Origin of the sequence: Nocardiopsis sp. YSL2 (assembly GCF_030555055.1) — a bacterium.
Classification (GTDB): Bacteria; Actinomycetota; Actinomycetes; order Streptosporangiales; family Streptosporangiaceae; genus Nocardiopsis.
The window spans coordinates 693,745-719,166 of sequence record NZ_JAMOAO010000001.1 but is presented as its reverse complement, the minus strand read 5'-3'; the positions used below and the strand labels follow the sequence as shown (position 1 = coordinate 719,166).

Here is a 25,422-nt window from a genome sequence, read left to right as displayed (position 1 = left end):
GTCAGCCGAGGGCGTCGTGCCCGGAGGCGACCGGCAGGGTCACGTGCGCGGTGTTGGTGTCGACGCTCACCTCGGTCCCGGCCGGGTAGCGCAGGGTGTGGTCGTGGTCGGTTGAGACCACCATGACCCCGATCCGGTGCCCGGCCGGGAACACGTGGTCGCCCGGCTGCAGGTCCCACCGGTAGCGGTAGTACTGCCCGGCCACCACGGGCCGCTGCCGCTCCCACGAGGTGCGGTTGCGCGCGTCCAGCCAGCCGCGCGCGACGATCGCGTGATCGGCCTCCTCGGTGACGTGGTGCCCCGTCGGGACGCAGCCGGTGTCGCCCGGAACGGACTCGCCGTAGCAGTTCATGTCGTCGAAGTCGTACCGCAGGCGTCCGGTCGGCCGCTCGGCGGTGCCCAGGTCGACCAGGGCGGCGGTGAGGAACGGCGAGGGGCCGTCCATCGCCGCGCGCACCGAGATCCGCGCCGAACCGCTCAGGCGCACGTCCTCGCTCAGCTCCTCGGTCACGTAGACCAGTGACGTCGTTCCGGGGGAGTCCGGGTCGCCGAGCAGGTCGTCCGGTGAGAGCGTGCGGCCCTGGTCGGTGAAGGACTCGGCGCCGTCGCGCACCGGCCGCGGACGCGGTGCGAGTCCGCCGGTGGCGGTGTCGGAACCGGTGTTCAGGTGCAGCTTGACCGGCACCGTCCCCTCGCCCGGCCAGTCCGCCTGGGCCGTCCACGTTCCGTCGGTGCCCTCCACGTCCACGGCGGGCTCGTCGGTGATGCCGTTGTCGACCTCGTAGAGCCAGTGGTCGAACCAGCCGTGCAACTGGTCCAGCCACGGGTCGGTGCGCAGGTAGAGCTGGTTGATGTGCGCGCCCTGGTGCAGCCACAGCTTGCGCGGGACGTCGTTCTCCTCCAGGGCCGCCCACAGGTCGGCGGCCTGGCCCGGCATGACGTTGCGGTCGTTGAGCCCGTGCACCAGGAACACGCTCGCCCGGATCTCGTCGGCGTCGTCGAGGTAGTTCCGCTCGGCCCAGAACTCCGAGTAGTCGCCGCTGACGCGGTCCTGCTCCTCGGTGAGCGCGTCGATCACCGGCCGGCAGATCTCCTCGTCCTCGCGCGTGTACACGTACTCGGCCAGGACGTCGGCGTCCTCGCCCTGGTAGCCGCCGGGGGCGCGCACGGCGCCGCCCTCGCGGTAGTAGCCGTACCAGGAGGAGATCGCCGCCTGCGGGACGATCGTCTTCAGCCCCTCCACACCGGTCGTGGCGGCGGCGGTGGGCAGGGTCCCGTTGTAGGAGATCCCGGTCATCGCGGCCGCGCCGTTGGACCAGTCGGCGGTGACCTCCTCCCCGTCGGCGTCCCAGCCGACGGCGTCGCCGGTCAGCCACTCCACGGCCGCCTTGGCGCCCAGCGACTCGTTGTGCGCGCCCGAGGTGGGGCAGCCGGTGGAGTCGCCGCTGCCCAGGCTGTCGAGTTGGGCCACGGCGTACCCGCGCGGCAGGAAGTAGTTGTCGTAGTAGCCGGAGAACGACGTGCGGGGACCGGAGCGCGCGGCCGCGGCGTCCGGGCCGCCGGTGCCCGCGGGGTCCAGGGCCGCGCCCAGGGCGGTCCCGTCGGCGCGCGGTCCGCCCCGCGGGACCGTTCCGGCCTCGTCGGTGTCCAGGTCCACGTCGTGGTTGGTGACCGGGTTGCCGCCCGCCCAGTAGGGGCTGGGCTCGATGATGGTGGCGACGTCCAGACCCGCGTCGCTCTCCTTGGGGCGCAGGATCCGCATGCGGACCGTGTCGAACTCGCCGTCGCCGTCGCTGTCGGCCTCCGTCCGTATGTCGACCTCCTGGTAGATCGCGTCCGCGAACTCGAAGGCGACCTGGGTGCGGCCGTCCTCGATCACCAGAGAGGGGGATTCGGCGGCCGCCGGAGCGGTCAGCACCGCGGCGGCCGTCAGCGCGGCGGTGGCGACGGTGCCCGCGCGCGTGAGGAGGGATCGTGCGTTGCCGGGGGAGGGTGGCAAGGGGGTGGCTCCTCGTCGAAGGGGATCCGAGCCGGGCCATCGTCTCCGAAGCCGACCGTCCGTCCAAGGGGGCCAACGCCGCGTTATCGAAAGCGCTATGGCCGCCGTCGTGTCCTGGGACACTCTTGCGGTGCGAGTACGCGAACGCACGGAAGCGACGCAGGTCATCCCGGAAAAACAGGGCGTCACACCGGGCGATTGTCCTAAAGTGCGACCAATGACTGAGATGACATTCGACCGAAACGACATCACGCACATCGTCTGGGACTGGAACGGCACCCTCCTGGACGACAACCACGCCAACCTCGCCGCGGTGAACGCCGTGTGCGCCGCGTTCGGCCGCCCCCCGGTGGAGCTGGAGTACTGGCGGTCGGTCTTCCGGCGCCCCCTCGTCCCCTGCTACGAGGAGCTCCTCGGGCGCCGCTTCGTGGACGGCGAGTGGGAGCGGGCCGAGCGGCTCTACGACGCGCACTACCTGGAGCACCTGCCCTCCTGCTCCCTGTCCGAGGGCGTGCCCGACGTGCTGCACACCTGGCGCGACGGCGGCGGAAGCCAGTCCCTGCTGTCCATGGCCTCGCACGACCACCTGGTGCCGCTGGTGTCCGAGCGCGGCCTGACCGGCCACTTCGAGCGGGTCGAGGGGCGCAGGTTCGAGGCGGAGCAGGACTCCAAGGCCGAGCACCTGGTCCACCACCTGGACCGGCAGGGCATCGACCCCGCCAAGGTCGTCCTCATCGGTGACATCGACGACGACGCCCGGGCCGCCCGAGAGGCGGGCGCGAACGCCATCCTGGTCGCGGGCGGCCTCATGGCCCGCGAGCGCCTGGCGGCCACCGGCGCTCCGGTCGTGGACACTCCCGCGGCGGCCGTCGCGGCACTGCGCGCCGTCTGAGGGCGGCAGCGGGGGTCGCGTGCGCTCCGCCGCACCCGGCCGTCACACCACGCGAGGTGGGATGGTCCCACCACTCATGGCACGCATCGTCCGGCGGTTGTCAATGGGGGACCTCCACCCTTGGCGCACACCCGGCACGTGGGGCTCCCACAGCCCCACGACCCCCATGGTGACCTGCGCACACGCCTCCGCGTCCCGGTGCTCGCCAGTGCGAGGCCGGGGCTCCGCCGCCCCCGGGCCGTGTTGTTAGATGGGTCTCAGAGCCACACGCAACACACTGATCTGGAAGGCGGGCCAATGACGGAGAGCAGCGTCCCCCGGGTGCTCTGGGAGCCCGACGAAGCGACGGTCGAGTCCTCCAACATCGTCGCGTTCGCCCGATGGGCCGCGGACAATAAGGGGGTGCGGGCCTTCGGCGGGCCAGGGGCGTCCCCGGACGCGGCCGGGGCCTTCGACTACGACGCCCTGTGGCGCTGGTCGACCACCGACATCGAGGACTTCTGGGCCGCGATCTGGGAGTACTACGGCGTCCGAGCCGACACCCCCTACGACGAGGTCCTCCCCGAACGGGCCATGCCCGGGGCCCGCTGGTTCCCCGGGGCCACCCTCAACTTCGCCCGGCACGTGTTCGCCGACCGCGACGACGACAGGGTCGCCATCCGTCACGCCACGGAACTGCGGCCGCTCGCCGCCTGGACCTGGGGCGAACTGCGCCGGCGCACCGCCGCCATCGCCGCCGGCCTGCGCGATCTCGGCGTCGGACCCGGCGACCGGGTGGTCGGCTACCTGCCCAACCTGCCCGAGACCGTCGCCGCGTTCCTCGCCGTGTCCTCCCTGGGCGCGGTGTGGTCCTCCTGCTCACCGGACTTCGGCGTGCGCAGCGTCATCGACCGCTTCGCCCAGATCGAGCCGAAGGTCCTGCTGGCCGTCGACGGCTACCGCTACGGCGGCAGGGACTTCGACCGCCGCCCGGTGGTCGAGGAGCTGCGCGCCGCGCTGCCCACCGTCGAGCACACCGTGCTGCTGGACTACCTCCGGCCGGGCCTGCCGATGGAGGGCACCGTCGAGTGGGGCGACCTGGAGGCGTCCGGCGGGGAGGACGCGGAGCTGGAGTTCGCCTCCGTGCCCTTCGACCACCCCCTGTGGGTGCTGTACTCCTCGGGCACCACCGGCCTGCCCAAGGCGATCGTGCACGGGCACGGCGGCATCCTCCTGGAACAGCTCAAGAACCTGCACCTGCACCTGGACGCCCACGAGGACGACCGGGTCCTCTGGTTCACCACCACCGGGTGGATGATGTGGAACTTCCTCGTCAGCGTGTTGCTGACCGAGGCCTCCATCGTCCTGTACGACGGCAGCCCCGCCCACCGGTCGCCCGCCGCCCCTGCGGCACCGCGGGGCGGCGGGCCCGCCCCCCTCGACGGACGGCCGTCGGCCGCGGCACCCGCTCCGGACCTGGGCGGGCTGTGGGACCTGGCGGCCGAGGCCGGGGTGACGGTGTTCGGTACCAGTGCCGGGTACCTGTCCTCCTGCATGAAGGAGGGCGTGCACCCCGACCGCGGGCGCGACCTGTCGCGGCTGCGGGCCATCGGCTCGACCGGCTCTCCGCTCAGCCCGGAGGCCTTCGCCTGGGTGTACGAGGAGTTCGGCGACGACCTGTGGCTGTTCTCCACCAGCGGCGGCACCGACGTGTGCAGCTGTCTGGTGGGCGGCACGCCGACCCTGCCGGTCTACGAGGGCGAGATCCAGTCGCGTGCCCTGGGCATGGCCGTGGCCTCCTGGGACCCGGACGGCAAGGAGCTGGTGGGCGAGGTCGGAGAACTCGTGGTCACCGAGCCCGCGCCGTCCATGCCGGTCTTCTTCTGGGGCGACGACGACGGCGAGCGGCTGCGCGACAGCTACTTCTCCGTCTACCCCGGGATCTGGCGCCACGGCGACTGGATCGAGATCACCGAGCGCGGCACCGCCGTCATCTACGGCCGCTCGGACTCCACCATCAACCGCGGCGGCGTGCGCATGGGCACCAGCGAGATCTATCGGGCGGTGCTGGCCCTGGACGACGTGCTCGACGCCCTGGTCGTGGACGTGCCCCAGGGGGACGGGTCGTCCCGGATCGAGCTGTTCACCGTGCTGCGGCCCGGCGCGGACCTGGAGGGCGACCTGCCCAAGGAGATCGCCCGGAGGATCCGGACCGACTGCTCGCCGCGGCACGTGCCCGACCGGGTGCGCGCCATCAGCGCGGTGCCGCGCACCCTGTCGGGCAAGGTCCTGGAGGTCCCGGTCAAGCGCATCCTGATGGGCGAGAGCCCCGACAAGGTGGCCAGCCGCGACTCCCTGGCCAACCCGGAGGCGCTGGACCACTTCAGCGAGCTCGCCGACCAGGAGTGACCCGTGCCGGGTGGGAGGCGGTGGCCCCCGCCTCCCACCCGGTCCGACATGCGGCCTTGGGCGGCTGAACGGAACGCGCATACTCTGACGAACGTGGCACAGAACCGATCCGACGACGCCGCCGCCTCCCCCGACGCGGCCCCCTCCGGACCCGCGCGCATCGACGGTGTCGACGCCGCGCGCGCGCTCGCCGTCTTCGGCATGTTCGCCGTGCACCTGGGCGTGGAGTCCATGGGACTGCTGTCCCCGGAGGGCTACGCGTGGACCCTGCACGGCCAGGTGCGCGGCAACTCCTCGGCGCTGTTCGCGCTGCTGGCCGGGCTCTCCCTGGCGCTGATGACCGGCCGGACCTCCCCCGTCACCGGCGACGGCCGGCGGCGCGCCGCCGTGCGGGTGCTCACGCGCGCCGTGCTCATCGGACTGCTCGGCATCCTGTTGGACTTCACCGGCGTGCCGGTCGCCATCATCCTCACCTACTACGCCGGCTACTTCGTCCTGGCCCTTCCGCTGACCCGCCTGCGCTCGGGAGCGCTGTGGGCGGTGGCGGGCGCCCTGGCGGTGGTCGGGCCGCCGCTGTCCTTCCTGCTGCGCGACACGGTCGTGGAGGCCGGCCCCCGTACGTCCTCGCTGTCCTCGCTGACCGAGTTCCTCCTCACCGGCTACTACCCGGCGATCACCTTCATGGCGTTCGTGGCCGCGGGCCTGGCCGTGGGCCGGATGGACCTGCGCTCCACGGCCGTGCGGCTGCGCCTGCTGGGGATCGGCGCCGGCCTGTCGGTGTTCGCCTACGGGGGGTCCTGGCTGCTGCTCCACCCGCTGGGCGGGCTCGACCGTCTGGTGGAGCAGGGCACCGCGTTCATGGGGGGCTTCCCCATCACGCCGGGCATGGACCCCGTCCTGCTGGACCGACTGCGCGCGGGCGTGATGGACGAGGCCAACTCCATCTCCGGCCAGGTCCCCACCGACAGTTGGTGGTGGCTGGCGGTGAACACGCCGCACACCGGGACGACCTTCGAGATCGCCGAGGCGGTCGGGCAGGGCCTCATCGTGCTCGTGGCCTGCGTGTGGCTGGCCGAGCACGCGCGGTGGCCGATGTACCCGCTCGCCTCCGTGGGACGGATGCCGCTGACGGTCTACACGGGGCACATCCTGGTCCTGATGGTGCTCGTCGCGGGCGACGCGGTCGGGTGGCGCCAGCCCTGGCTGCTGGAGTGGTTCGTGTTCGGCGCGCTCGTCTTCGCCACACTGTGGCGCCTGATCGCGGCCCGGGGGCCGGCCGAGGCCGGCTTGGCGGCGGCCGCCGACGGCGCGGTGGCCATCGTGGAGGAGCGGTTGGAGGAGCGGCGCCGGGCGCCGTGAGCATGCGGACCCGCGGCCTCCCGCGCCCCGGCCCCTGCGCTAGCTAGGACTCGTGGCCGGGGCGGGTGATGTGGTGCGAGGTGCGGTCGCGCAGGGCCAGGGAGTCGGTGGTGGTGCGCGTGTTCTGCCGGATGAGGCGGCGCGCGTCGTCGGCCGCGGAGCGGGCCACCGCGCGGCTCGCCACGGGGCGCTGCGCGACCTCGGCGTCCTCGGGCAGACCGATGTCCATGGGGAGCCCCGCGCGGCTGATCACACGCAGCTGGGCGGCCTCCTGCGAGTGCGAGGGCCGGATGTCGCCGTTGGCGGTGCGCCAGGCCCCCAGCCGCGCCTGGAGCCAGTCGGTGCCCTGGTAGTCCGGGCCCTCGGGCCAGGCCGCGCCGTCGGGCCGCGAGGCCAGGGCGTGCAGTACGTCGGCGACGGTCCACCCGGCGGAGAAGAACCGCGCGGTGACGTCGCGCAGGACCCGGAAGTCCACCCGGCGCAGCGAATCGTCCTCGCGGCGCAGGTACTCGCACGCCTCGTGCACGGCGCGCGGCGTGTGCCGGGGGCGGTGCAACGGGTCGACCTCGCGCTTGCGCAGCAGTGCGTCGTCGACGGTGACGATGACCTCGCCCCGGCGGTTGTCCCAGATGCTGACGTCCTCGCGGGCCCAGCCCTGGGACTCGGCCAGCGCCGTGGCCATCCTGCGCAGGTCGACCTGTGTGTCATCGCTACTGATCCGGAACTCCGCCATGCCCCCAGGTTAGGACCTCCGCGCGGCCGGACACGCGGTGGACTGTCCGGTCTAGACCGCGAGGGCGCCGACTCCGGTGCGGAGGCCGCGCGAAGAGCCCGTTCCCAGGGATTTCCGGCAGGGGATTGGAGGATGCGCCAAAGGTGGGACGACTGTCGTGTTGGAGTCTTCTCCAACCTTCGGCGGTGCGGTCCGGGCGGGTACTGACGTCGGCGGCGCCCGGGGTTATGGTGACTGCCTGACGGCCCCGGGCCGGGGGAGACCCCGCCGGAGCCGGACCGCCGAGGCCCACGTTCTTGCTGGCCACAGCACTCGTGGGCCCCGTGACCAGCACACCGACCCACCGAGCAGTAGGTGCCCGTGTCCCACACCGCAACAGCGCCGGAGGCGACGACCAACCGCGCGCTCCGGGCGTTCCTGCACGGCCTCCCGGGCGTGGACGAGGTCGGCGCGCGTGCCCGCGCCCAGGACCTGGCCACGCGGTCGATCAAGACCACGGCCAAGGCCCAGGCGATCGACCTCGCCATCTCGATGGTGGACCTGACCACCCTGGAGGGCGCCGACACGCCCGGCAAGGTGCGCGCCCTGTGCGCCAAGGCCGCCCTCCCCGACCCCGCCGACCGCACCGTGCCCCGCGTGGGCGCCGTGTGCGTGTACCCGGACATGGTCGCCACGGCCGTCGAGGCCCTGCGCGGCACCGGTGTCGGCGTCGCCTCGGTCGCCACCGCCTTCCCCGCGGGCCGCGCTCCGCTGGAGGTCAAGCTCGCCGACACCCGGCGGGCGGTGGCCGACGGGGCCGTCGAGATCGACATGGTGATCGACCGCGGCGCGTTCCTGTCCGGGGACTACCTGAAGGTCCACGACGAGATCGTCGCCGTCAGGGAGGCCTGTGGACCCGCCCACCTGAAGGTCATCCTGGAGACCGGCGAGCTGGTCACCTACGACAACGTGCGCCGCGCCTCGCACCTGGCCGTCCGCGCCGGTGCCGACTTCATCAAGACCTCCACCGGCAAGGTGGCGCCCGCCGCGACCCCGCCCGTGGTCCTGGTCATGCTGGAGGCCGTGCGCGACCACCACGCCGCCACCGGCGCCCGCGTGGGAGTCAAGCCCGCGGGCGGCATCCGCACCACCAAGGACGCCATCCGCCAGCTGGTGCTGGTCAACGAGATCGCCGGCCCCGCCTGGCTGACCCCGGACCTGTTCCGGATCGGTGCCTCCAGCCTGCTCAACGACCTGCTCATGCAGCGCACCAGGCTGACCACGGGCACCTACCCGGGCCCCGACTACTACACGCAGGACTGAGCCGTGATCTTCGAGTACGCGCCCGCGCCGGAGTCCCGCTCCGTCGTCACCCTGCGCGAGACCTACGACCTGTTCGTCGACGGCGGGTTCGCCCCCGCCGAGGGCGGTGAGTACCTCACCACCCTGAACCCGGCCGATGAGACCAAGCTCGCCCAGGTGGCCGTCGCGGGCGAAGCCGACGTCGACCGCGCCGTCACCGCCGCCCGCCGCGCCTACGACACCGTGTGGAGCCGGATGAGCGGCGCCGAGCGCGGCAAGTACCTGTTCCGCATCGCCCGGATCATCCAGGAGCGCTCGCGCGAACTGGCCGTGCTGGAGTCCATGGACAACGGCAAGCCCATCAAGGAGACGCGCGACGTCGACCTGCCGCTGGTCGCCGCCCACTTCTTCTACTACGCGGGCTGGGCCGACAAGCTCCGCCACGCGGGCCTGGGCCCCGACCCGCGCCCGCTGGGCGTGGCCGCCCAGGTCATCCCGTGGAACTTCCCGCTGCTCATGCTGGCGTGGAAGGTCGCCCCGGCGCTGGCCACCGGCAACACGGTCGTGCTCAAGCCCGCCGAGACCACTCCGCTGACCGCGCTGGTCTTCGCCGAGATCTGCCAGGAGGCCGACCTGCCTCCGGGCGTGGTCAACATCCTCACCGGCGCGGGCCCGACCGGCCGCGCCCTGGTGGAGCACCCCGGCACCGACAAGGTCGCCTTCACCGGCTCCACCGAGGTCGGCCGGAGCATCGCCCGCTCCGTCGCGGGCACCGACAAGCGCCTCACCCTGGAGCTGGGCGGCAAGGGCGCCAACATCGTCTACGACGACGCGGCGATCGACCAGGCCGTCGAGGGCATCGTCTCCGGCATCTTCTTCAACCAGGGCCACGTGTGCTGCGCCGGGTCCCGGCTGCTGGTCCAGGAGTCGATCGCCGGGGAACTGCTGCCCCGGTTGAAGGACCGCGTGGCCAAGCTGCGGCTGGGCGACCCGCTGGACAAGAACACCGACATCGGCGCGATCAACTCCGCCGCCCAGCTGGAGCGCATCCGCGAGCTGACCGACTCCGGGGCGGAGGAGGGCGTCGAGCGCTGGTCGCCGCCCTGCGCGCTGCCCTCCACCGGCTACTGGTTCGCGCCGACCCTGCTGACCGGTGTCAGCCAGGCCCACCGGGTGGCCCGCGAGGAGATCTTCGGCCCGGTGCTGTCCGTGCTGACCTTCCGCACGCCGGAGGAAGCGGTGGCCAAGGCCAACAACACCCCCTACGGCCTGTCCGCGGGCGTGTGGACCGAGAAGGGCTCACGCATGCTCTGGACCGCCGAGCGCCTGCGCGCCGGCGTCATCTGGTCCAACACGTTCAACAAGTTCGACCCGACCAGCCCCTTCGGCGGCTACAAGGAGTCGGGATACGGCCGCGAGGGCGGACGGCACGGATTGGAGGCCTACCTTGGCTGAGCGGCGCAAGGGCAATGCCGGGAAGAACCCCGGGAAGGGTGCCGCGGAGGCGGCGCCGGTCCCCGGGCGCCTGGCGGTCCGCAAGACCTACAAGCTCTACCTGGGCGGGGCCTTCCCACGCTCGGAGTCCGGCAGGAGCTACCCGGTGACCTCAGCCAAGGGCGACCACCTGGCCAACGCCTCCCTGGCCTCGCGCAAGGACGCGCGCGAGGCCGTCGTGGCGGCCCGCAAGGCCTTCGGCGGCTGGTCGACGCGTACCGCCTACAACCGCGGCCAGATCCTGTACCGGGTCGCCGAGGTACTGGAGGGCCGGCGCGAGCAGTTCACCGCGCAGGCCGTGGCCGCCCAGGGGCTTTCGCGGGGCGCCGCCGAACGCGTGGTCTCGGCCGCCGTCGACCGCTGGGTGTACTACGCCGGCTGGACCGACAAGGTGGCCCAGGTGCTCGGCGGGGCCAACCCGGTCTCGGGGCCGTACTACAACCACTCCGCGCCCGAGCCCACCGGGGTCGTGGCCGTGTTCGCGCCCCAGAACGCCCCACTGCTCGGCCTGACCAGCGTGGTCGCCCCGGTCATCGCCACCGGCAACACCGCGGTCGTGGTCACCTCCGAGCACGCGCCGCTGGCCGCCGTCGACCTGGCCGAGGTCCTGGCCACCTCCGACCTGCCCGGCGGCGTCGTCAACCTGCTCACCGGACGCGCGGGAGAACTCGGACCGCACCTGGCCGCGCACGCCGACGTCAACGCCCTGGACCTGACCGGCGCCGGGGACCTGGCCACGGAGTTCGAGCGGACCGCGGCGACCACCCTGACCAGGGTCGTGCGCCCGGGCCCGGAGTCGGGGGCGGGCGAGGACGCCTGGCTGGACGCCGACCCCGGCACCTCCCGGATGACACCGTTCCTGGAGACCAAGACCGTCTGGCATCCGATCGGGGTGTGACACTGTCGGACCGGGGCCCGCCCGGGCCCCGGTCCGACGTGGCCGACGAGGAGTGAAGGTGCCGACCGACACGCGAGGACAGACAGACCCCGAGCGACCCGACGCCGAGGGCGTCACCGGGCTGCGCCTGGTGCGCCTGGACCGGACCACACCGGAGGTCGCGCTGCTGCGCCGGGCCGTGCTGCGCCACCGGCTGGCCCCCGGGCAGTCCAGGTACACGGGGCTGCCCGTGGCCACGCTGCCCGCCGCCGACGCCGACCCCGACCGCTTCCCCTTCGCGGTGCTGCTCACCGGTGCGGCGCCCACCGATCCGGCCGCGGCCAGGAAGGCCTGTGTCGGCTTCGGCATCATCGACCGGGGCGGTGCCCTCACCCCTCTGGTCGACGCGCCGAAGCGCGCGGTACTGCTGCGCGCCTACTACGTCACGCCAGAATGGCAGGGCCGGGGGGTCGGGCGGGCGGCGTGCGCCGCTCCGCTGCTGGACCTCCTGGTCGCGGGCGTGGCTCCCACCACCGCCGAGATCGTGCTGTGCGTCAACGAGGCCAACCACCAGGCGGAGCGCGTCTACGCGGCCGCCGGGTTCGCCCCCACCGGGCGGCGGATCGTGGAGAGCGCCGGCCCGCAACTCGTCATGTCCCGCCCCCTGTCCACGGGAGTGCACCACGCGCCGCTCCCGCGGCACGAACGAACGGAGAACACCCAGTGACTCGCACACCCCAGGCCGCCGCCGCGGAGGCCGCAACCGAGCTGCGCTCGCGCACCGGTGTGGACGGCTACGACGTGGCCCTGGTCATGGGCTCGGGCTGGGCCCCCGCCGCCGACCTCCTCGGCGACTCCACCCACGAGTTCCCCGCCTCCGATCTCCCGGGCTTCCTCCCGCCGGGGGTCGCCGGCCACAGCGGCACCGTGCGCAGCATCAGCGACGGCGACCGCCACATCCTCGCCTTCCTCGGCCGCACCCACCTGTACGAGGGCCACGGCACCGACGCCGTCGTCCACGGGGTGCGCACCGCCGTGGCCGCCGGGGCGCGCACGGTCGTGCTCACCAACGCCGCGGGCGGCATCAACCCCGCCTACCCCGTGGGCTCCGCCGTGCTCATCGCCGACCACATCAACATGACCGCCCGGTCCCCGCTGACCGGCGCCACCTTCGTCGACCTCTCCGACACCTACTCCAGCGAGCTGCGCGCGCTGGCCCGCTCGATCGCGCCGGAGCTGCCCGAGGGCGTCTACGCCGCCATGCCCGGCCCGCACTTCGAGACCCCCGCCGAGATCCGCATGCTCCGGTCCATGGGCGCCGACCTGGTCGGCATGTCCACCGCGCTGGAGGCCATCGCCGTCCGCGAGGCGGGGGCCCGGGTGCTCGGGCTGTCCCTGGTCACCAACGTCGCCGCCGGGCTGGAGGGCGCCGACCTCGACCACGAGAAGGTGCTGACCACCGGCCGCGACGCCGCCGGGACCGTGGGCCGCCTGCTCACGGACATCGTCGCCAAAGTATGAAGGGACCCCGACCGCCGATGACCGACGCCGAACTCCTCACCCGGGCCCGGGACTGGCTCGACCAGGACCCCGACCCCGCCACGCGCGCGGAACTGGCCGGGCTGCTGGCCCTGGCCGAGGACGGAGGGGAGGCCGCGCTGGCCGACCTCCGCGACCGCTTCGCCACGAGTCTGGAGTTCGGCACGGCCGGACTGCGCGGGGCGCTGGGCGCCGGCCCCAACCGGATGAACCGGGCCGTGGTCATGCGGGCCGCCGCCGGGATCGGCGCCTGGCTCGGCGGCGGCCGGCACGTGGTCATCGGCTACGACGCCCGGCACCGCTCCGCGGACTTCGCGGCCGACAGCGCGGCCGTGCTCACCGGGGCCGGGCACCGGGTGTCGGTCCTGCCCGGACCGCTGCCCACCCCGGTGCTGGCCTTCGCCGTGCGCGACCTGGCCGCCGACGCCGGGATCATGGTGACGGCCAGCCACAACCCGCCCCAGGACAACGGCTACAAGGTCTACGTCGGCGGCACGGGCCCCGACGCCGGGGCCCAGATCGTCTCACCGGTCGACACCGAGATCGCCGCGGCCATCGACGCCGTCGGACCGGTCGGCTCGCTGCCCCTGGGCGAGGGCTGGACGGTCCTGGGGGAGGAGGCGGTGGAGCGCTACCTGGCCGCGATCACCGCACTGCCGCTGGGCACCGAACGCGACCTGTCGACGGCCTACACGGCCATGCACGGCGTGGGCGGCCGGGTGCTGCTCCGCGCCATGGAACGGGCCGGGTTCGCCCGCCCGGCCGTGGTCGCCGCCCAGTTCGATCCGGACCCGGACTTCCCGACCGTGGAGTTCCCCAACCCCGAGGAGCCGGGCGCCATGGACATGGCCGCCGCGGAGGGCGAGGCGGCGGGGGCCGACCTGGTGATCGCCAACGACCCGGACGCGGACCGCCTGGCGGTGGCCGTGCCCGGGTACGGTCTGCTCACCGGCAACGAGGTCGGCGGTCTGCTGGCGGAGTACGTGCTCGACCACACGTCCGGTCCGGAGCGCGTGGTGGCCACCTCCATCGTCTCCTCCAGCCTGCTCGGCAAGATCGCGGCGGACCGCGGAGTGCACTACGAGGAGACCCTGACCGGGTTCAAGTGGCTGGCACGGGCCGGGGCGCCGGGGCAGCGCAGGGTGTTCTGCTTCGAGGAGGCCCTGGGGTACTGCGTCGGCGGCGACGGCGGCCGACCGGTGGCCGACAAGGACGGGATCAGCGCGGCGCTGGCCGTGGCGGCGCTGGCGGCGGACGCCAAGCGCGGGGGGCTGACCCTGGTCGACCTGCTCGACGCGCAGGCCCGGCGGTACGGGCTGCACCTGAGCGACCAGCTGTCGGTGCGGGTGGACGACCTGGCGGTCATCGCCGCGGCGATGCGGCGGTTGCGCGCCGAACCGCCCACCGCGTTCGGCCCCCTGAAGGTCGCGGGAGTCGATGACTTCGCGGGTGGCCGGGGGGATCTGCCGCCGACCGACGCGCTGCGCTTCCGTGTGGAGGGCAGCGTCCTGGGACGCGTGACGCTGCGGCCCTCGGGCACCGAGCCCAAGTTGAAGGCCTACGTCGAGGTGGTGTTGGACGTGGACGGCGACGTGGCGGCCACCCGCGCGCGCGGCTCGGAACTGCTGTCCGAGCTGATGGCCTCGGTCGCCGGTGCGGTCAGTGCGTGATCGGAGGCCGCTGAGGACCCTCCGCACGCGCGTTAGTCACCCGTGGAGGGCTCCACGACCGGTCGGTGTACGACCTCGTCAATGACGGTGAGCGTCTGGGTGGACGTCACACCGGGGAGCGACTGCAGGCGGGTCAGGATCAGGTCGCGCAGCTGGTTGGTGTTGGCGACGCGGACGAGTAGGACGATGTCGGCGGAGCCCACCACGTACCAGCAGTACTCGATCTCCGGGTAGGAGGACAGGATCTCCCTGTTGGCCCTCCAGTCGGGCTGGCTGCCGGAGATGAGGACGAGAGCGGTGACCCCCAGTCCCATCTTGGAGTGGTCCGTCACCACGGAGTACCCGCGGATGACGCCCTCGTCGGTGAGCCGCTTGATCCGGTTGTAGGCAGTGGCCCGGGAGACGTTGGCGAGCGCGGCGATCTCCGTGATCCCGGTTCGCGCGTCCTTGGCGAGCGCGCTGAGGATCGTCTGGTCGGTCGTATCCGGCCGCCGGCCGTTCCTGCGCTGTTCGCCCATGGCCATGTGCGTGCTCCTCGTGTGCTCTTGTCGTAGCTGCTGACCCCTGGTGTCGTCATTGACTGGGGCTAACGAACTACCAGGTAAACGTTGTTTTCTTCCATTGTCGTCTCATTCGGTGAGACGTCTGGATCGGAATGCGGAACCAGCGGGAGTCGGGTCGGGGGAGCCGAACGGAGCGGGTGCGTGGTCCCCGTCCTCGCCCGACGTGCAGGGGAGCGCGCCGGGCGTCTGACTGTACTCATGGTGGATGCCTGGGATGGGAGGGGGGTTTCCCTGACTGGTGAGTAACTACACGGGGCCGCGAAGAACCTGGCAGAAGTTCTCGTCCCGCGCCGTTTCCAGGTCTGTTTGTCGCGTCAATCGGCTATTTCGTCGACGAGTGGTAAGTGGGAGCGCCACCATGGCCGTTCTGGTCCAGTCGGTCACCGGGGGTGTTCGGGGTGGTTCAGGAGTGCGTCCGTCGAGGGGCGATCGGTGATGGTTCGTGGATGTACAGGCCGTGGTGTCCTTTTCGGGCTCCGGGTGCCCCTCATGTTGGACGATGGAGAACGATCTGTCCTGATCGGTGCTCGTATGTATCAAGTATGAGCGGATATCTAGCGGATCTGTCGAGTCTTGCGGAGAATCAGAGGTAGACCGTGAATCACCCCGAGCCCTGACCGCGCGAGCGACGGGGCCACGTTGGGAGCCGCTCACCATGCCCACCCGTCGCCCGCCATCGCCCCAGGGCCCCCATGGGAAGAGTGGGGCTACCCCCCTCAACGGAGGCGCTGCGCGCCCGGAGACTCCCGATCGTCGCCCGCCATCGCCCCAGGGCCCTCATGGGAAGAGTGGGGCTACCCCCCTCAACGGAGGCGCTGCGCGCCCGGAGACTCCCGATCGTCGCCCGCCATCGCCCCAGGGCCCTCATGGGAAGAGTGGGGCTACCCCCCTCAACGGAGGCGCTGCGCGCCCGGAGACTCCCGATCGTCGCCCGCCATCGCCCCAGGGCCCTCATGGGAAGAGTGGGGCTACCCCCCTCAACGGAGGCGCTGCGCGCCCGGACGCCCCCGGATCCATCGCCGTGGACCACCTGCCGGCCGACCTCACCCGCGAGCTCTACCGCCACATGCGGACCGCGCGCGACCTCGACACCGAGGCCATCGCCCTGCAGCGCCAGGGCGTCTTCCCCGCCTACGTGTCGGTCCGCGGCCAGGAGGCCGCCCAGGTCGCCAGCGCCTCGGCCCTGGACTCCACGCGCGACTTCGTCTTCCCGACCTACCGTGAGATGGCCGCCGCCCTCGCCTACGGCGTGGAGATGGTCGGCTACATGTCCACTCACCGCGCCCTGTGGCACGGCGGCCTCTACGACGTCATGGCCTCGCGCTTCGGCGCCGTCAACGCCGTCGTCGGCGGCCCCGTCCCGCACGCGGTCGGCTGGGCGGTGGGCGAGCGGCTGCGCGGCGACGACGGCGTCGCCCTGGCCTACTTCGGCGACGGCGCCAGCTCCGAGGGCGACGTCCACGAGTCGATGAACTTCGCCGGCGTCTTCCGGGCCCCGGTCGTCTTCTTCTGCCAGAACAACCAGTGGGCGCTCTCCGTCCCCAACGACCGCCAGGTCGCGGGCGGCTCGGTCGCCGCGCGCGCCGAGGGCTACGGCCTGCCCGGCGTGCTGGTGGACGGCAACGACGCCGGGGCCGTCTACGAGGCCACCGCCGAGGCCGTGGCCCGTGCCCGCCGCGGAGGCGGGCCCACCGTCATCGAGGCGCTCACCTACCGCGTCGAGCCGCATTCGACCTCCGACGACCCCACCCGCTACCGCGACGGAGCCGAGACCGCCCGCTGGCGCGAGCGCGACCCCGTCACCCTCCTGCGCCGCGCCCTGCTCTCCGCCGGGCACGCCGCGGAGGCGGACCTGGCCGAGGACGACGCCCGCGCCCGCGAGCACGCGGCGCGGATCCGCGACGGCGTCGCCGCCGCCCCCGAACCGGACGGGTCCGACCTGTTCACCCACGTCTTCCGGGAGACCACCGAGGAGCTGTCCCGGCAGCGCCGTACCTGGCAGGAAGAGGTCGAGCTGTGACCGAGCTGATCGAGCGCGACGACGCCACCACCGAGCCCCCGGCCGCCGAACTGTCCATGCAGCAGGCGATCAACCGCGCTCTGCGCGTCCTGCTGGCCGAGGACCCCGCGACCCTCGTCTTCGGCGAGGACGTCGGCGCCCTCGGCGGCGTCTTCCGGGTCACCGACGGCCTGCAGAAGGAGTTCGGCGACCAGCGCGTCTTCGACACGCCCCTGGCCGAGTCCGCCATCATGGGCATGGCGGTCGGCCTGGCCATGAACGGCTGGCGGCCCGTCCCCGAGCTCCAGTTCGACGGCTTCGCCTATCCGGCCGTCGACCAGATCGTCAACCAGGTCGCACGGATGAACTACCGGACCCGCGGCGCCGCGCCCATGCCGATCACGCTGCGCCTGCCCTCCTTCGGCGGGATCCAGGCCCCCGAGCACCACGGGGAGAGCCTGGAGGCGCTGTTCGCGCACACGCCCGGGCTCAAGGTCGCCGCGCCCTCCGACGCCGCCGAGGCCTACAGCCTCCTGCTGCAGTCGGTGCGCAGCGACGACCCGGTCGTCTACATGGAGCCCAAGGCGCGTTACTGGGACCGCGGGCCGGTCGAACTGCGCGAGCCCACCGATCCCATCGGTACCAGCCGTATCGTGCGCCATGGTCGCCACGCCACGCTCATCGCCTGGGGCGCGATGGTGCACCGGTGCCTGAAGGTCGCCGAACTGGCCGCCGAGGACGGTGTGGACCTGGAGGTGCTGGACCTGCGCTGGCTCAAGCCGATCGACGCCGCCGGGCTCGCCGCCTCCGTCTCACGGACCAGGAGGGCGGTGGTCGTCCACGAGGCGCCGCTCACCGCCGGGCTGGGCGCCGAAGTGGCCGCCCTGGTCACCGAGAACTGCTTCCGGGACCTGGCCGCACCGGTCCAGCGCGTCACCGGCTTCGACGTGCCCTACCCCGCCGGACCCCTCGAACCGCAGTACCTTCCCACCATCGACCGCGTCCTGTTCGCGGTCCAACGGACCCTGGAGTACTAGACCGACCATGGCAGAAGAGAACGTCACCTTCACGCTTCCGGACCTGGGCGAGGGCCTGGTCGAGGCGACCGTCCTGGAGTGGCAGGTCGCCGTCGGCGACCGCATCGAGCGCAACGCCCCGCTGGTGGAGGTGGAGACGACCAAGTCGGCCGTGGTCATCCCCTCGCCCAAGGAGGGGCGGGTCGTGGAGCTGCACGCCGCCGAGGACGAGGTCGTGGCCGTGGGCGCGCCCCTGGTCACCTTCGCCGTCGCCGCGGACGCGCCGCAGGCGGGCATCGTGGGGCGCGTGCCCGCCGAGGAGGCCCGGCCGACCCGTCGGGTCCGCCTCAAGCCGCCCACGGACTGACGTTTTCGCGTCGGCCGCCCGGACTGGACGTGGCCACAAACCGGGCGGCCCTTCCGGGCGGCACTTTTATAGGAACATCTGAATGGTCCTTCGGATTTTTCGGATCATTCCCCAACCCCGGCAAAGGACTGAAGGAAACATGACCGCGAATCTCGCCGGAGACGTAACAATGCGCTATGTGGATTTGCGGCCGGAGGAGCCGTCCGAGGCGCTCCCCGTCCTTCTCCTGCACGGTTTCGGCACCACCTTCGACATGAATTGGCGGGCCACGGGCTGGACGCAGGCCCTGGCGGACGCCGGGCACCGCGTCCTGGGGCCCGACCTGCGCGGCCACGGAGCCAGCGACAAGCCCGGCGACAGCGGCTCCTACCTGCCCGAACACTGCGTGGCCGACCTGGTGGCGATGCTCGACGAGCTCGGTGTGGCACGGGTGGACGCGGTCGGCTACTCCATGGGCTCGCGCCTGGCGTGGGAGCTGGCCGTGCGGCACCCCGGGCGGGTGCGCTCCCTCGTCCTGGGCGGTTTCGGTCCGGGCGACGCCTTCGCCGGTACCGACCTGTCCGATCCGGGCTCCGGCGACACTCCCTTCGACCACGTGTTCCGCACGGTCGCCGCACTGCCGGGCAACGACCCGGCAGCGCTGGCCGCCTGCGCGCGGGGTCAGGCCGCGCGCCCGTTCAGCGCCGATCCGCTCCCCGTCGGCGTGCCCGTCCTCCTGGTCTCCGGGGCCCGGGATACCCTCGCCGCGGGTGCGGAGGGTCTGGCGTCGCGCTGCGGCGGGACGCATGTGGAGGTTCCGGGGAGGGACCACGCCAACGCGGTCTCCTCACGGGTCTTCAAGCAGGCCGTCGTGGAGTTCCTGGGGGAACGGGCCCGCGGACGGGGCGCCGGGACGGCTCCGCCGGTTGGGTAGTCCGGTCTAGACCGGTCGCCGTGACATGCGTCTCGGCACGGTCGGTCACCCATCGGGCGCACGGGGTGGTAGTGGCTGCCAGGAAGGGGGAACGGGAGGTCGAAAACGGTCTTCTGATTCCGGACCGCCTCGTCCGAGTGTGCTCTTGGTAACTTCCGAGTAAGGACCCGTGTCGCTCTGCTCTCGCCTTCATAACAACTCCGCCCGTTGGTTAGGTGTACTTTCGGCCAGCGGATATTGTCCGGCAGCAGAACTCAGGTCGGTTCCGCACGAATGTGGGCCGCTGAGAGGGCGAAGGGGAGAGTTAACGAAGTGAAGCGCAGCAACGCAGCCAAGTTCGCCGCGATCGCGGCAGCGAGTGTGCTGGCCCTCACCGCATGCGACAGTCCGGCCGAGGAGAGCGGCTCCGAGGCGGAGGGCGAGGAGTCCTCCGACGTCCGTGTGGGGTTGGCCTACGACGTCGGCGGTCGTGGAGACCGCTCGTTCAACGACTCCGCCTACCGCGGCCTGGAGCGTGCCGCGGACGAGCTCGGGGTGGAGACCCGCGACTTCGAGCCGAGTGACGGTGAGGCCGACTCCGCCAAGGCCGAGCGCCTGGCCACCATGGCCGAGGAGGGCTTCGACGTCGTCATCGCCGTCGGGTTCGCCTACGCCGAGTCCGTCCAGTCCGTGGCCGCCGACTACCCGGACGTCCAGTTCGCGATCGTGGACTCCGAGATCGAGGACATCGACAACGTCACCAGCCTGGTCTTCGCCGAGGAGCAGGCCTCCTTCCTGGCCGGCGCCGCCGCGGCGCTGTCCACCGAGGAGGACCACGTCGGCTTCATCGGCGGTGTCGAGACCCCGCTGATCCAGAAGTTCGAGGCCGGGTTCGTCCAGGGCGTGGAGCACGTCGACTCCGACATCAACATCGAGATCGACTACCTGAGCCAGCCGCCGGACTTCAGCGGCTTCTCCGACCCGGCCCAGGGCCGTGAGGCCGCCCAGGCCCAGTACGACCGCGGTGCCGACGTCATCTACCACGCGGCCGGCGCCTCCGGCAACGGTGTCCTGCAGGCCGCCGAGGAGAACGACTTCCTCTTCGTCGGTGTCGACAGCGACCAGTACGAGAACGCCGAGGACTCCCAGAAGCCCTACGTCCTCACCTCCGCCATCAAGCAGGTGGACGTGGCCGTCTTCGAGATGATCGAGGCCGTCGTGGAGGGCGACCCGCAGTCGGGCATCCAGCGCTTCGACCTGGCCGACGGCGGTGTCGACTACACCACCTCCAACGAGGAGCTGATCAGCCCGATCCAGGAGGAGCTGGACGGCCTCAAGCAGCAGATCATCGACGGCGAGATCGAGGTCTCGTCCACGCCGTAGCGTGAACCGTGCGCGGCCCGCGTGAGGTGGAACGCCCCCTCGCGGGCCGTCGGACACACCCGAGGGCGGCACCGGGAAACGGGAGTGATCCCGCCTCCCGGTGCCGCCCCGGTCGCCGTTCCGCGCCGGTGGCGGGCACGCCCGGAGCAGGCCCCGCCCCCGCCGCGATTCCCACAAGGAGACAGATGAGCAGCACGCCATCGGGCGTGGAGACCTCCGGTCCTCCCGCCGTTGAGCTGCACGGGATCACCAAGCGTTTTCCCGGCGTCGTGGCCAACCACGACATCGACATCACCGTGGCTCCCGGTACCGTGCACGCCATCGTCGGCGAGAACGGGGCGGGCAAGTCCACCCTGATGAAGACCCTCTACGGCATGCACCGCCCGGACGAGGGACGCATCCTCATCCGGGGCCAGGAGGTGCGCTTCCACTCGCCCTCCGACGCCATCAGGCACGGCATCGGCATGGTGCACCAGCACTTCATGCTGGCCGACAACCTCACCGTGCTGGAGAACGTGGTCCTGGGCGCCGAGCGCGAGTACGGCATCGGCCGCCGCGCCCGCGCCCGCATCCAGGAGCTGTCCGACCAGTACGGGCTCGGGGTCGACCCCGACCGCCTGATGGAGGAACTGGGCGTCGGCGACCGCCAGCGCGTGGAGATCCTCAAGGTCCTCTACCGCGGCGCGAAGACGATCATCCTCGACGAGCCCACCGCGGTGCTGGTCCCCCAGGAGGTCGACGAGCTCTTCGACAACCTGCGCGAGCTCAAGCGCGAAGGCCTCACCGTCATCTTCATCTCGCACAAGCTCGACGAGGTCCTGTCCGTCGCGGACGAGATCACCGTCATCCGGCGGGGCACCACCGTGGCGACCGCCGACCCGGGTTCCACCACCGCCCGCGAGCTGGCCACGCTGATGGTCGGCGGCGAGCTCCCCGTGCCCGAGCTGCGCGAGTCCACGGTCACCGACCACGTGGTCCTGTCCCTGGACGACGTCACGGTCACCTCCCCCGAGGGCCGCCCCGTCGTGGACGGCGTCAGCGTCGACATCCACCAGGGCGAGATCGTCGGCATCGCCGGCGTCGAGGGCAACGGCCAGTCGGAACTGATCGCGGCGATCATGGGCATGCGTCCGGTCGCCTCGGGCTCCATCGTCCTGGAGGGCCGGGACATCACCGGCTGGTCCACGCTCAAGGTGCGCGAGGCCGGCGTCGGCTACATCCCCGAGGACCGTCACCGGCACGGCGTGCTGCTGGAGTCCCCGCTGTGGGAGAACCGCATCCTGGGCCACCAGACCAAGGCGCCCAGTGTGCGCGGACGCTGGATCAACAAGGCCGGTGCGCGCGCCGACTCCGAGCGGATCGTCGAGGAGTACGACGTCCGCACGCCCAACATCGACGTGATCGCCGACGCGCTCTCCGGCGGCAACCAGCAGAAGTTCATCATCGGCCGGGAGATGAGCGGTACGCCGCGCTTCCTGGTCGCCGCGCACCCCACCCGGGGTGTGGACGTGGGGGCCCAGTCCGCGATCTGGGAGCAGCTGCGCGAGGCCCGGACCGCCGGTCTGGCCGTGCTGCTGGTCTCGGCCGACCTCGACGAGCTGATCGGCATGTCCGACACCCTCCACGTGATCCTGCGCGGCCGCCTGGTCGCCCAGGCCGACCCGACCACCGTCACCCCCGAACAGCTGGGCTCGGCCATGACCGGCGCCGGCCTGCACGGGGGGGACGGTCCAACAGAAGGTGACAGCGGTGCTGACGGTGCCGACCGAAGCGAGAACGGGGGCGGAGCATGAGTGACACGACCCGTCCCACCCGGACCATGCCGGGCCCTGTCGCCCTGGCCATCGCGGCCGTGCTGGGCACGGCGGTCACCTTCGTCGCCGACACGGGGCTGCTCTGGTGGGCCGCGCTCATCATCGGCGTCGTCGTGGCCTTCGCCTTCGTGGGCCTGACCAGGCACATGGTGCCCGAGGAGTTCCGTGCCGGGGCAGACGGCACCAGTGAGGAGGGCACGGCCCTCCACAACACCCTGGTCGTCCCGATCGCCCTGGTCCTGTCGGTCGTCGGCGGCCTGCTGTCCGCCTGGGTGCTGGACCTGCAGCTCATCGAGCCGGTCGCGGCCGCCCTGGGCGGCCTGATCGGTTCGGCCCTGGCGTTCGTGCTGTTCCACCGGCTGGGCGCGATGCTGGCCCTGTCCTTCGCGGCGGTCATGATCGCCGGTGTGATCGCCACGGGCGTGACCGCCGCGGTCCTGTTCTTCAGCGGGATCGCCCCGACGGCCACCTTCGCCCGCATGCTGGAGTACGGGACCCGGCCCGACAGCATGGTGCAGATCATCAACGACAGCACCACCTACTACCTGGCCGCCGTCGCCGTGGCGATCGGCTTCAAGATGAAGCTGTTCAACATCGGCGTGGACGGCCAGTACCGGCTCGCGGCCCTGCTCGCGGCGGCGGTCGGCGGCTATCTCGTCCTGCCCCCGGTCCTGAGCCAGATCGTCATCATCGCCACGGCCGTGGCCGTCGGCGGCGTCTGGGCGGGCATCGCCGGGTACCTGAAGGTGGCGCGCGGCGTGTCCGAGGTGATCTCCACGATCATGCTCAACGCCATCGCCACCGGCATCACCGCCTACCTGCTCAACACCGACCGCCTCGCGGTGCAGATCAGCACCAACAACATCGGCACCCCGCCGATGGAGGAGTCCTCGTGGGTGCCCGGCATCCCCGCGGGCTTCCTCGGCTCGGACAACGAGATCTTCGGCCTGGTGTTCCTGGCCGCCGCGGTCGGCATCGCCTACTCGGTGATGCTCAACCGCACGCGCTTCGGCTTCGAGCTGCGGGCCACCGGCCAGTCGCAGTCGGCCGCCGAGGCCAGCGGTGTCAACGTCAAGAAGATGGTGTTCCTGTCCATGCTCTTCTCGGGCATGGTCGCCGGGCTGGTGGGCCTGCCCCAGCTGCTCGGGCACTCGCACTACTACGCGCTGGACTTCCCGACCGGGATCGGCTTCATCGGCATCGCCATCGCGCTGCTGGGCCGCAACCACCCGGTCGGCATCGTCTTCGCCGCCCTGTTCTGGTCCTTCCTGAACCAGGCGGCGGGCATCCTGCCCTTCGACGCCATCCCGCAGGAGATCGCGGTCATCGCGCAGGCCACCATCGTGCTCACCGTCGTGGTCGTCTACGAGGTCGTGCACCGTTGGGGCCGGCGCTACCAGCAGCAGCAGATCGGTCGACAGCTCGGCGGAACCGTCGAGACCACGGGTGGCGGTGAGGCGAAGTGAGCCAGGAACTCGACGTGATGGAACCGGTCCGCAGGCCCGCGGCCCGTCCCTCCGGACGCAGCCGGTGGCGCTTCCTGTCCCTGGTGGGCGCGGTGTTCGTGTCCCTCGCGGGGCTGCGGGTCATCACCGGCCAGGACATGCTGACCGACGCCGGAACGATCAACACCACGCTCACCTTCGCGGTGCCCATCGGCCTGGCGGGCCTGGGCGGCCTCTGGTCCGAGCGCGCGGGCATCATCAACATCGGCCTCGAAGGCATGATGATCCTGGGCACCTGGTTCGGGGCCTACTTCGCCTGGACCTTCGACAACCCCTGGATCGGCCTGATGGCGGGCGTCCTGGGCGGCATGGCGGGCGGCCTGCTGCACGCCGTGGCCACCGTGACGTTCGCGGTCGACCACATCGTCTCCGGCGTGGCGATCAACATCCTCGCGCTCGGCGCGATGCGCTACATGTCGATCCTGCTGTACTCGGACGTGCCCGGCGCCGGCGCGGCCCAGTCGCCGAGCACGCCGGGCTTCCCGACACTCGGCCTGCCGTATGTGGGGGACCTGCTCGGCCCGGTGGCGGACCGCGGCTGGTTCCTGGTCAGCGACCTGGCCTCGCTGGTGGTCGGCCTGACCACCCGCATGTCGGCGCTGACGCTCGTGGCGCTCCTGATGATCCCGCTGACCTACGTGGTGCTGTGGCGGACCGCGTTCGGTCTGCGGCTGCGCTCGGTGGGCGAGAACCCCGACGCCTCGGAGTCCCTCGGTGTCCGGGTCTACAGCCTCAAGTACGCCGCGGTCGTGGTGTCCGGCGGGCTGGCGGGCATGGGCGGCGTGTTCCTGGCGCTGGTGGCCTCCAACATCTACCAGGAGGGGCAGACGGGCGGACGCGGGTTCATCGGTCTGGCCGCGATGATCTTCGGCAACTGGCGCCCCGGCGGGGTCGCCATGGGCGCCGGACTGTTCGGCTACACCGACGCGCTGCAGCTCCGCGGCGGCGGCGAGGCCATCCACGCGCTGCTGCTGCTCCTGGCGGCCGTCCTGCTGGCCGTGGCGGTCTGGCAGGTCCGCAAGGACCGCAAGGGGATCGCCATCGCCAGCGTGGTCGCGGGCGTGCTCCTGCTCCTCTGGTACTTCACCACCGACTCGCTGCCGCGCGAGCTGGCGACCTACAGCCCGCACATCACCACGCTGCTGGTGCTGTCACTGGCCTCCCAGCGGCTGCGGCCGCCGGCGGCCATCGGCAAGCAGTGGAGGGCGAGCCGCTCATGACCGACACGGCACCGGAGCCCGGCTCCGTGGACTGGGCCGCGCTGCGCCAGGCGGCCCGGGAGGCCATGGGACACGCCTACGCGCCCTACTCGCGGTTCCCGGTGGGGGCGGCGGCCCTGGTCGACGACGGCCGGACCGTTACCGGCTGCAACGTGGAGAACGCCTCCTACGGTGTGGGGCTGTGCGCCGAGTGCGGACTGGTCAGCGCGCTGCACTCCACCGGCGGCGGCCGACTGACCGCCTTCGCCTGCGTCGACGGCCGGGGCGAGCCCCTGATGCCGTGCGGGCGCTGCCGGCAGCTGCTCTTCGAGCACGGCGGGCCGGACCTGCTGATCGACACCCCCGAAGGGGTCTGGACCCTGGACCGGGTCCTGCCGCAGGCCTTCGGACCGCACAACCTCGCCTGATCCGCACTGGGCGTCCCCCCGGCA

21 protein-coding genes are annotated in these 25,422 nt (G+C 72.0%); 18 read left to right on the top strand and 3 right to left on the bottom strand.

Going from position 1 to position 25,422, the window contains the following annotated elements; all coding sequences use genetic code 11:
- Nucleotide 1: 1 nt before the first annotated feature.
- Nucleotides 2–1,999 (bottom strand): Xaa-Pro dipeptidyl-peptidase, encoded by a 1,998-nt coding sequence (locus M1P99_RS03125; RefSeq protein ID WP_304451179.1) that lies wholly within the window; start codon nt 1,997–1,999, stop codon nt 2–4.
- Between the two features lie 217 nt (nt 2,000–2,216).
- On the opposite strand from M1P99_RS03125, the gene M1P99_RS03120 reads away from it, so the two are divergent.
- The 3 genes from M1P99_RS03120 to M1P99_RS03110 all read left to right on the top strand — a co-directional run bounded on the left by M1P99_RS03120 (nt 2,217) and on the right by M1P99_RS03110 (nt 6,638).
- Complete coding sequence (locus M1P99_RS03120; RefSeq protein ID WP_304451178.1) at nt 2,217–2,891, top strand: HAD family hydrolase; 675 nt, start codon at nt 2,217–2,219, stop codon at nt 2,889–2,891.
- A 297-nt stretch (nt 2,892–3,188) separates the two neighbouring features.
- The gene (locus tag M1P99_RS03115) at nt 3,189–5,279 is read left to right on the top strand and encodes an acetoacetate--CoA ligase (protein WP_304451177.1); all 2,091 of its coding nucleotides are present in this window, start codon (nt 3,189–3,191) and stop codon (nt 5,277–5,279) included.
- A 93-nt stretch (nt 5,280–5,372) separates the two neighbouring features.
- Entirely contained in the window at nt 5,373–6,638 is a 1,266-nt protein-coding gene (locus M1P99_RS03110) for a heparan-alpha-glucosaminide N-acetyltransferase domain-containing protein (protein ID WP_304451176.1), read from the top strand.
- Between the two features lie 43 nt (nt 6,639–6,681).
- On the opposite strand, the gene M1P99_RS03105 is transcribed toward M1P99_RS03110, so the two are convergent.
- Entirely contained in the window at nt 6,682–7,371 is a 690-nt protein-coding gene (locus tag M1P99_RS03105; RefSeq protein ID WP_304451175.1) for a hypothetical protein, read from the bottom strand.
- A 354-nt stretch (nt 7,372–7,725) separates the two neighbouring features.
- Between M1P99_RS03105 and deoC the strand changes: the two genes are divergently transcribed.
- From deoC to M1P99_RS03075, 6 genes are read left to right on the top strand one after another with little or no spacing between them, the layout of a single operon-like run.
- Nucleotides 7,726–8,673: a deoxyribose-phosphate aldolase gene (gene deoC / locus M1P99_RS03100; protein WP_304451174.1), complete on the top strand. Its 948-nt coding sequence runs from the start codon at nt 7,726–7,728 to the stop codon at nt 8,671–8,673.
- 3 nt (nt 8,674–8,676) lie between these two features.
- Complete coding sequence (locus M1P99_RS03095) at nt 8,677–10,107, top strand: aldehyde dehydrogenase family protein (protein ID WP_304451173.1); 1,431 nt, start codon at nt 8,677–8,679, stop codon at nt 10,105–10,107.
- Entirely contained in the window at nt 10,100–11,044 is a 945-nt protein-coding gene (locus tag M1P99_RS03090; RefSeq protein ID WP_304451172.1) for an aldehyde dehydrogenase, read from the top strand. Before M1P99_RS03095 ends, M1P99_RS03090 begins: the two co-directional genes overlap by 8 nt.
- Before the next feature lie 58 nt (nt 11,045–11,102).
- A complete protein-coding gene (locus tag M1P99_RS03085) occupies nt 11,103–11,750 on the top strand; it encodes a GNAT family N-acetyltransferase (RefSeq protein ID WP_304451171.1) in 648 nt (215 codons plus the stop codon).
- Nucleotides 11,747–12,544, top strand: a complete 798-nt coding sequence (locus tag M1P99_RS03080) for a purine-nucleoside phosphorylase (protein ID WP_304451170.1) — start codon at nt 11,747–11,749, stop codon at nt 12,542–12,544. Before M1P99_RS03085 ends, M1P99_RS03080 begins: the two co-directional genes overlap by 4 nt.
- Nucleotides 12,545–12,561: 17 nt before the next feature.
- Nucleotides 12,562–14,232, top strand: coding sequence for a phospho-sugar mutase (locus M1P99_RS03075; protein ID WP_304451169.1), 1,671 nt, complete (start codon nt 12,562–12,564; stop codon nt 14,230–14,232).
- A 32-nt stretch (nt 14,233–14,264) separates the two neighbouring features.
- Here the strand turns inward: M1P99_RS03075 and M1P99_RS03070 are convergent, their stop codons facing one another.
- Nucleotides 14,265–14,756, bottom strand: a complete 492-nt coding sequence (locus M1P99_RS03070) for an Lrp/AsnC family transcriptional regulator (protein ID WP_304451168.1) — start codon at nt 14,754–14,756, stop codon at nt 14,265–14,267.
- Nucleotides 14,757–15,816: 1,060 nt separating this feature from the next.
- Here M1P99_RS03070 and M1P99_RS03065 point away from each other — a divergent pair.
- From M1P99_RS03065 to M1P99_RS03025, 9 genes are all read left to right on the top strand, one after another.
- Entirely contained in the window at nt 15,817–16,815 is a 999-nt protein-coding gene (locus M1P99_RS03065; protein WP_304451167.1) for a thiamine pyrophosphate-dependent dehydrogenase E1 component subunit alpha, read from the top strand.
- Nucleotides 16,812–17,831, top strand: coding sequence for an alpha-ketoacid dehydrogenase subunit beta (locus tag M1P99_RS03060; protein ID WP_304451166.1), 1,020 nt, complete (start codon nt 16,812–16,814; stop codon nt 17,829–17,831). Before M1P99_RS03065 ends, M1P99_RS03060 begins: the two co-directional genes overlap by 4 nt.
- Nucleotides 17,832–17,838: 7 nt before the next feature.
- Nucleotides 17,839–18,177, top strand: a complete 339-nt coding sequence (locus M1P99_RS03055) for a biotin/lipoyl-containing protein (protein WP_304451165.1) — start codon at nt 17,839–17,841, stop codon at nt 18,175–18,177.
- A 139-nt stretch (nt 18,178–18,316) separates the two neighbouring features.
- On the top strand, nt 18,317–19,090 hold the full coding sequence (locus M1P99_RS03050; protein ID WP_304451164.1) for an alpha/beta fold hydrolase: 774 nt from the start codon (nt 18,317–18,319) through the stop codon (nt 19,088–19,090).
- 312 nt (nt 19,091–19,402) lie between these two features.
- Entirely contained in the window at nt 19,403–20,452 is a 1,050-nt protein-coding gene (locus M1P99_RS03045; protein WP_304451163.1) for a BMP family protein, read from the top strand.
- Between the two features lie 185 nt (nt 20,453–20,637).
- Nucleotides 20,638–22,245 carry an ABC transporter ATP-binding protein gene (locus M1P99_RS03040; protein ID WP_304451162.1) on the top strand — a complete coding sequence of 536 codons (1,608 nt, stop codon included), beginning with the start codon at nt 20,638–20,640 and terminating at the stop codon, nt 22,243–22,245.
- The gene (locus M1P99_RS03035) at nt 22,242–23,732 is read left to right on the top strand and encodes an ABC transporter permease (RefSeq protein WP_304451161.1); all 1,491 of its coding nucleotides are present in this window, start codon (nt 22,242–22,244) and stop codon (nt 23,730–23,732) included. The genes M1P99_RS03040 and M1P99_RS03035 overlap by 4 nt, the downstream gene beginning before the upstream one ends.
- Complete coding sequence (locus M1P99_RS03030; protein ID WP_304451160.1) at nt 23,729–24,991, top strand: ABC transporter permease; 1,263 nt, start codon at nt 23,729–23,731, stop codon at nt 24,989–24,991. Before M1P99_RS03035 ends, M1P99_RS03030 begins: the two co-directional genes overlap by 4 nt.
- Nucleotides 24,970–25,398, top strand: coding sequence for a cytidine deaminase (locus M1P99_RS03025; RefSeq protein WP_304451159.1), 429 nt, complete (start codon nt 24,970–24,972; stop codon nt 25,396–25,398). Before M1P99_RS03030 ends, M1P99_RS03025 begins: the two co-directional genes overlap by 22 nt.
- Nucleotides 25,399–25,422 lie beyond the last annotated feature (24 nt).

Coding starts and splice junctions, on each gene's coding strand:
- M1P99_RS03120 (WP_304451178.1), top strand. CDS start 2,217: ATGACTGAGATGACATTCGACCGAAACGACATCACGCACATCGTCTGG.
- M1P99_RS03115 (WP_304451177.1), top strand. CDS start 3,189: ATGACGGAGAGCAGCGTCCCCCGGGTGCTCTGGGAGCCCGACGAAGCG.
- M1P99_RS03105 (WP_304451175.1), bottom strand. CDS start 7,371: ATGGCGGAGTTCCGGATCAGTAGCGATGACACACAGGTCGACCTGCGC.
- M1P99_RS03075 (WP_304451169.1), top strand. CDS start 12,562: ATGACCGACGCCGAACTCCTCACCCGGGCCCGGGACTGGCTCGACCAG.
- M1P99_RS03070 (WP_304451168.1), bottom strand. CDS start 14,756: ATGGCCATGGGCGAACAGCGCAGGAACGGCCGGCGGCCGGATACGACC.
- M1P99_RS03055 (WP_304451165.1), top strand. CDS start 17,839: ATGGCAGAAGAGAACGTCACCTTCACGCTTCCGGACCTGGGCGAGGGC.
- M1P99_RS03050 (WP_304451164.1), top strand. CDS start 18,317: ATGACCGCGAATCTCGCCGGAGACGTAACAATGCGCTATGTGGATTTG.
- M1P99_RS03040 (WP_304451162.1), top strand. CDS start 20,638: ATGAGCAGCACGCCATCGGGCGTGGAGACCTCCGGTCCTCCCGCCGTT.
- M1P99_RS03035 (WP_304451161.1), top strand. CDS start 22,242: ATGAGTGACACGACCCGTCCCACCCGGACCATGCCGGGCCCTGTCGCC.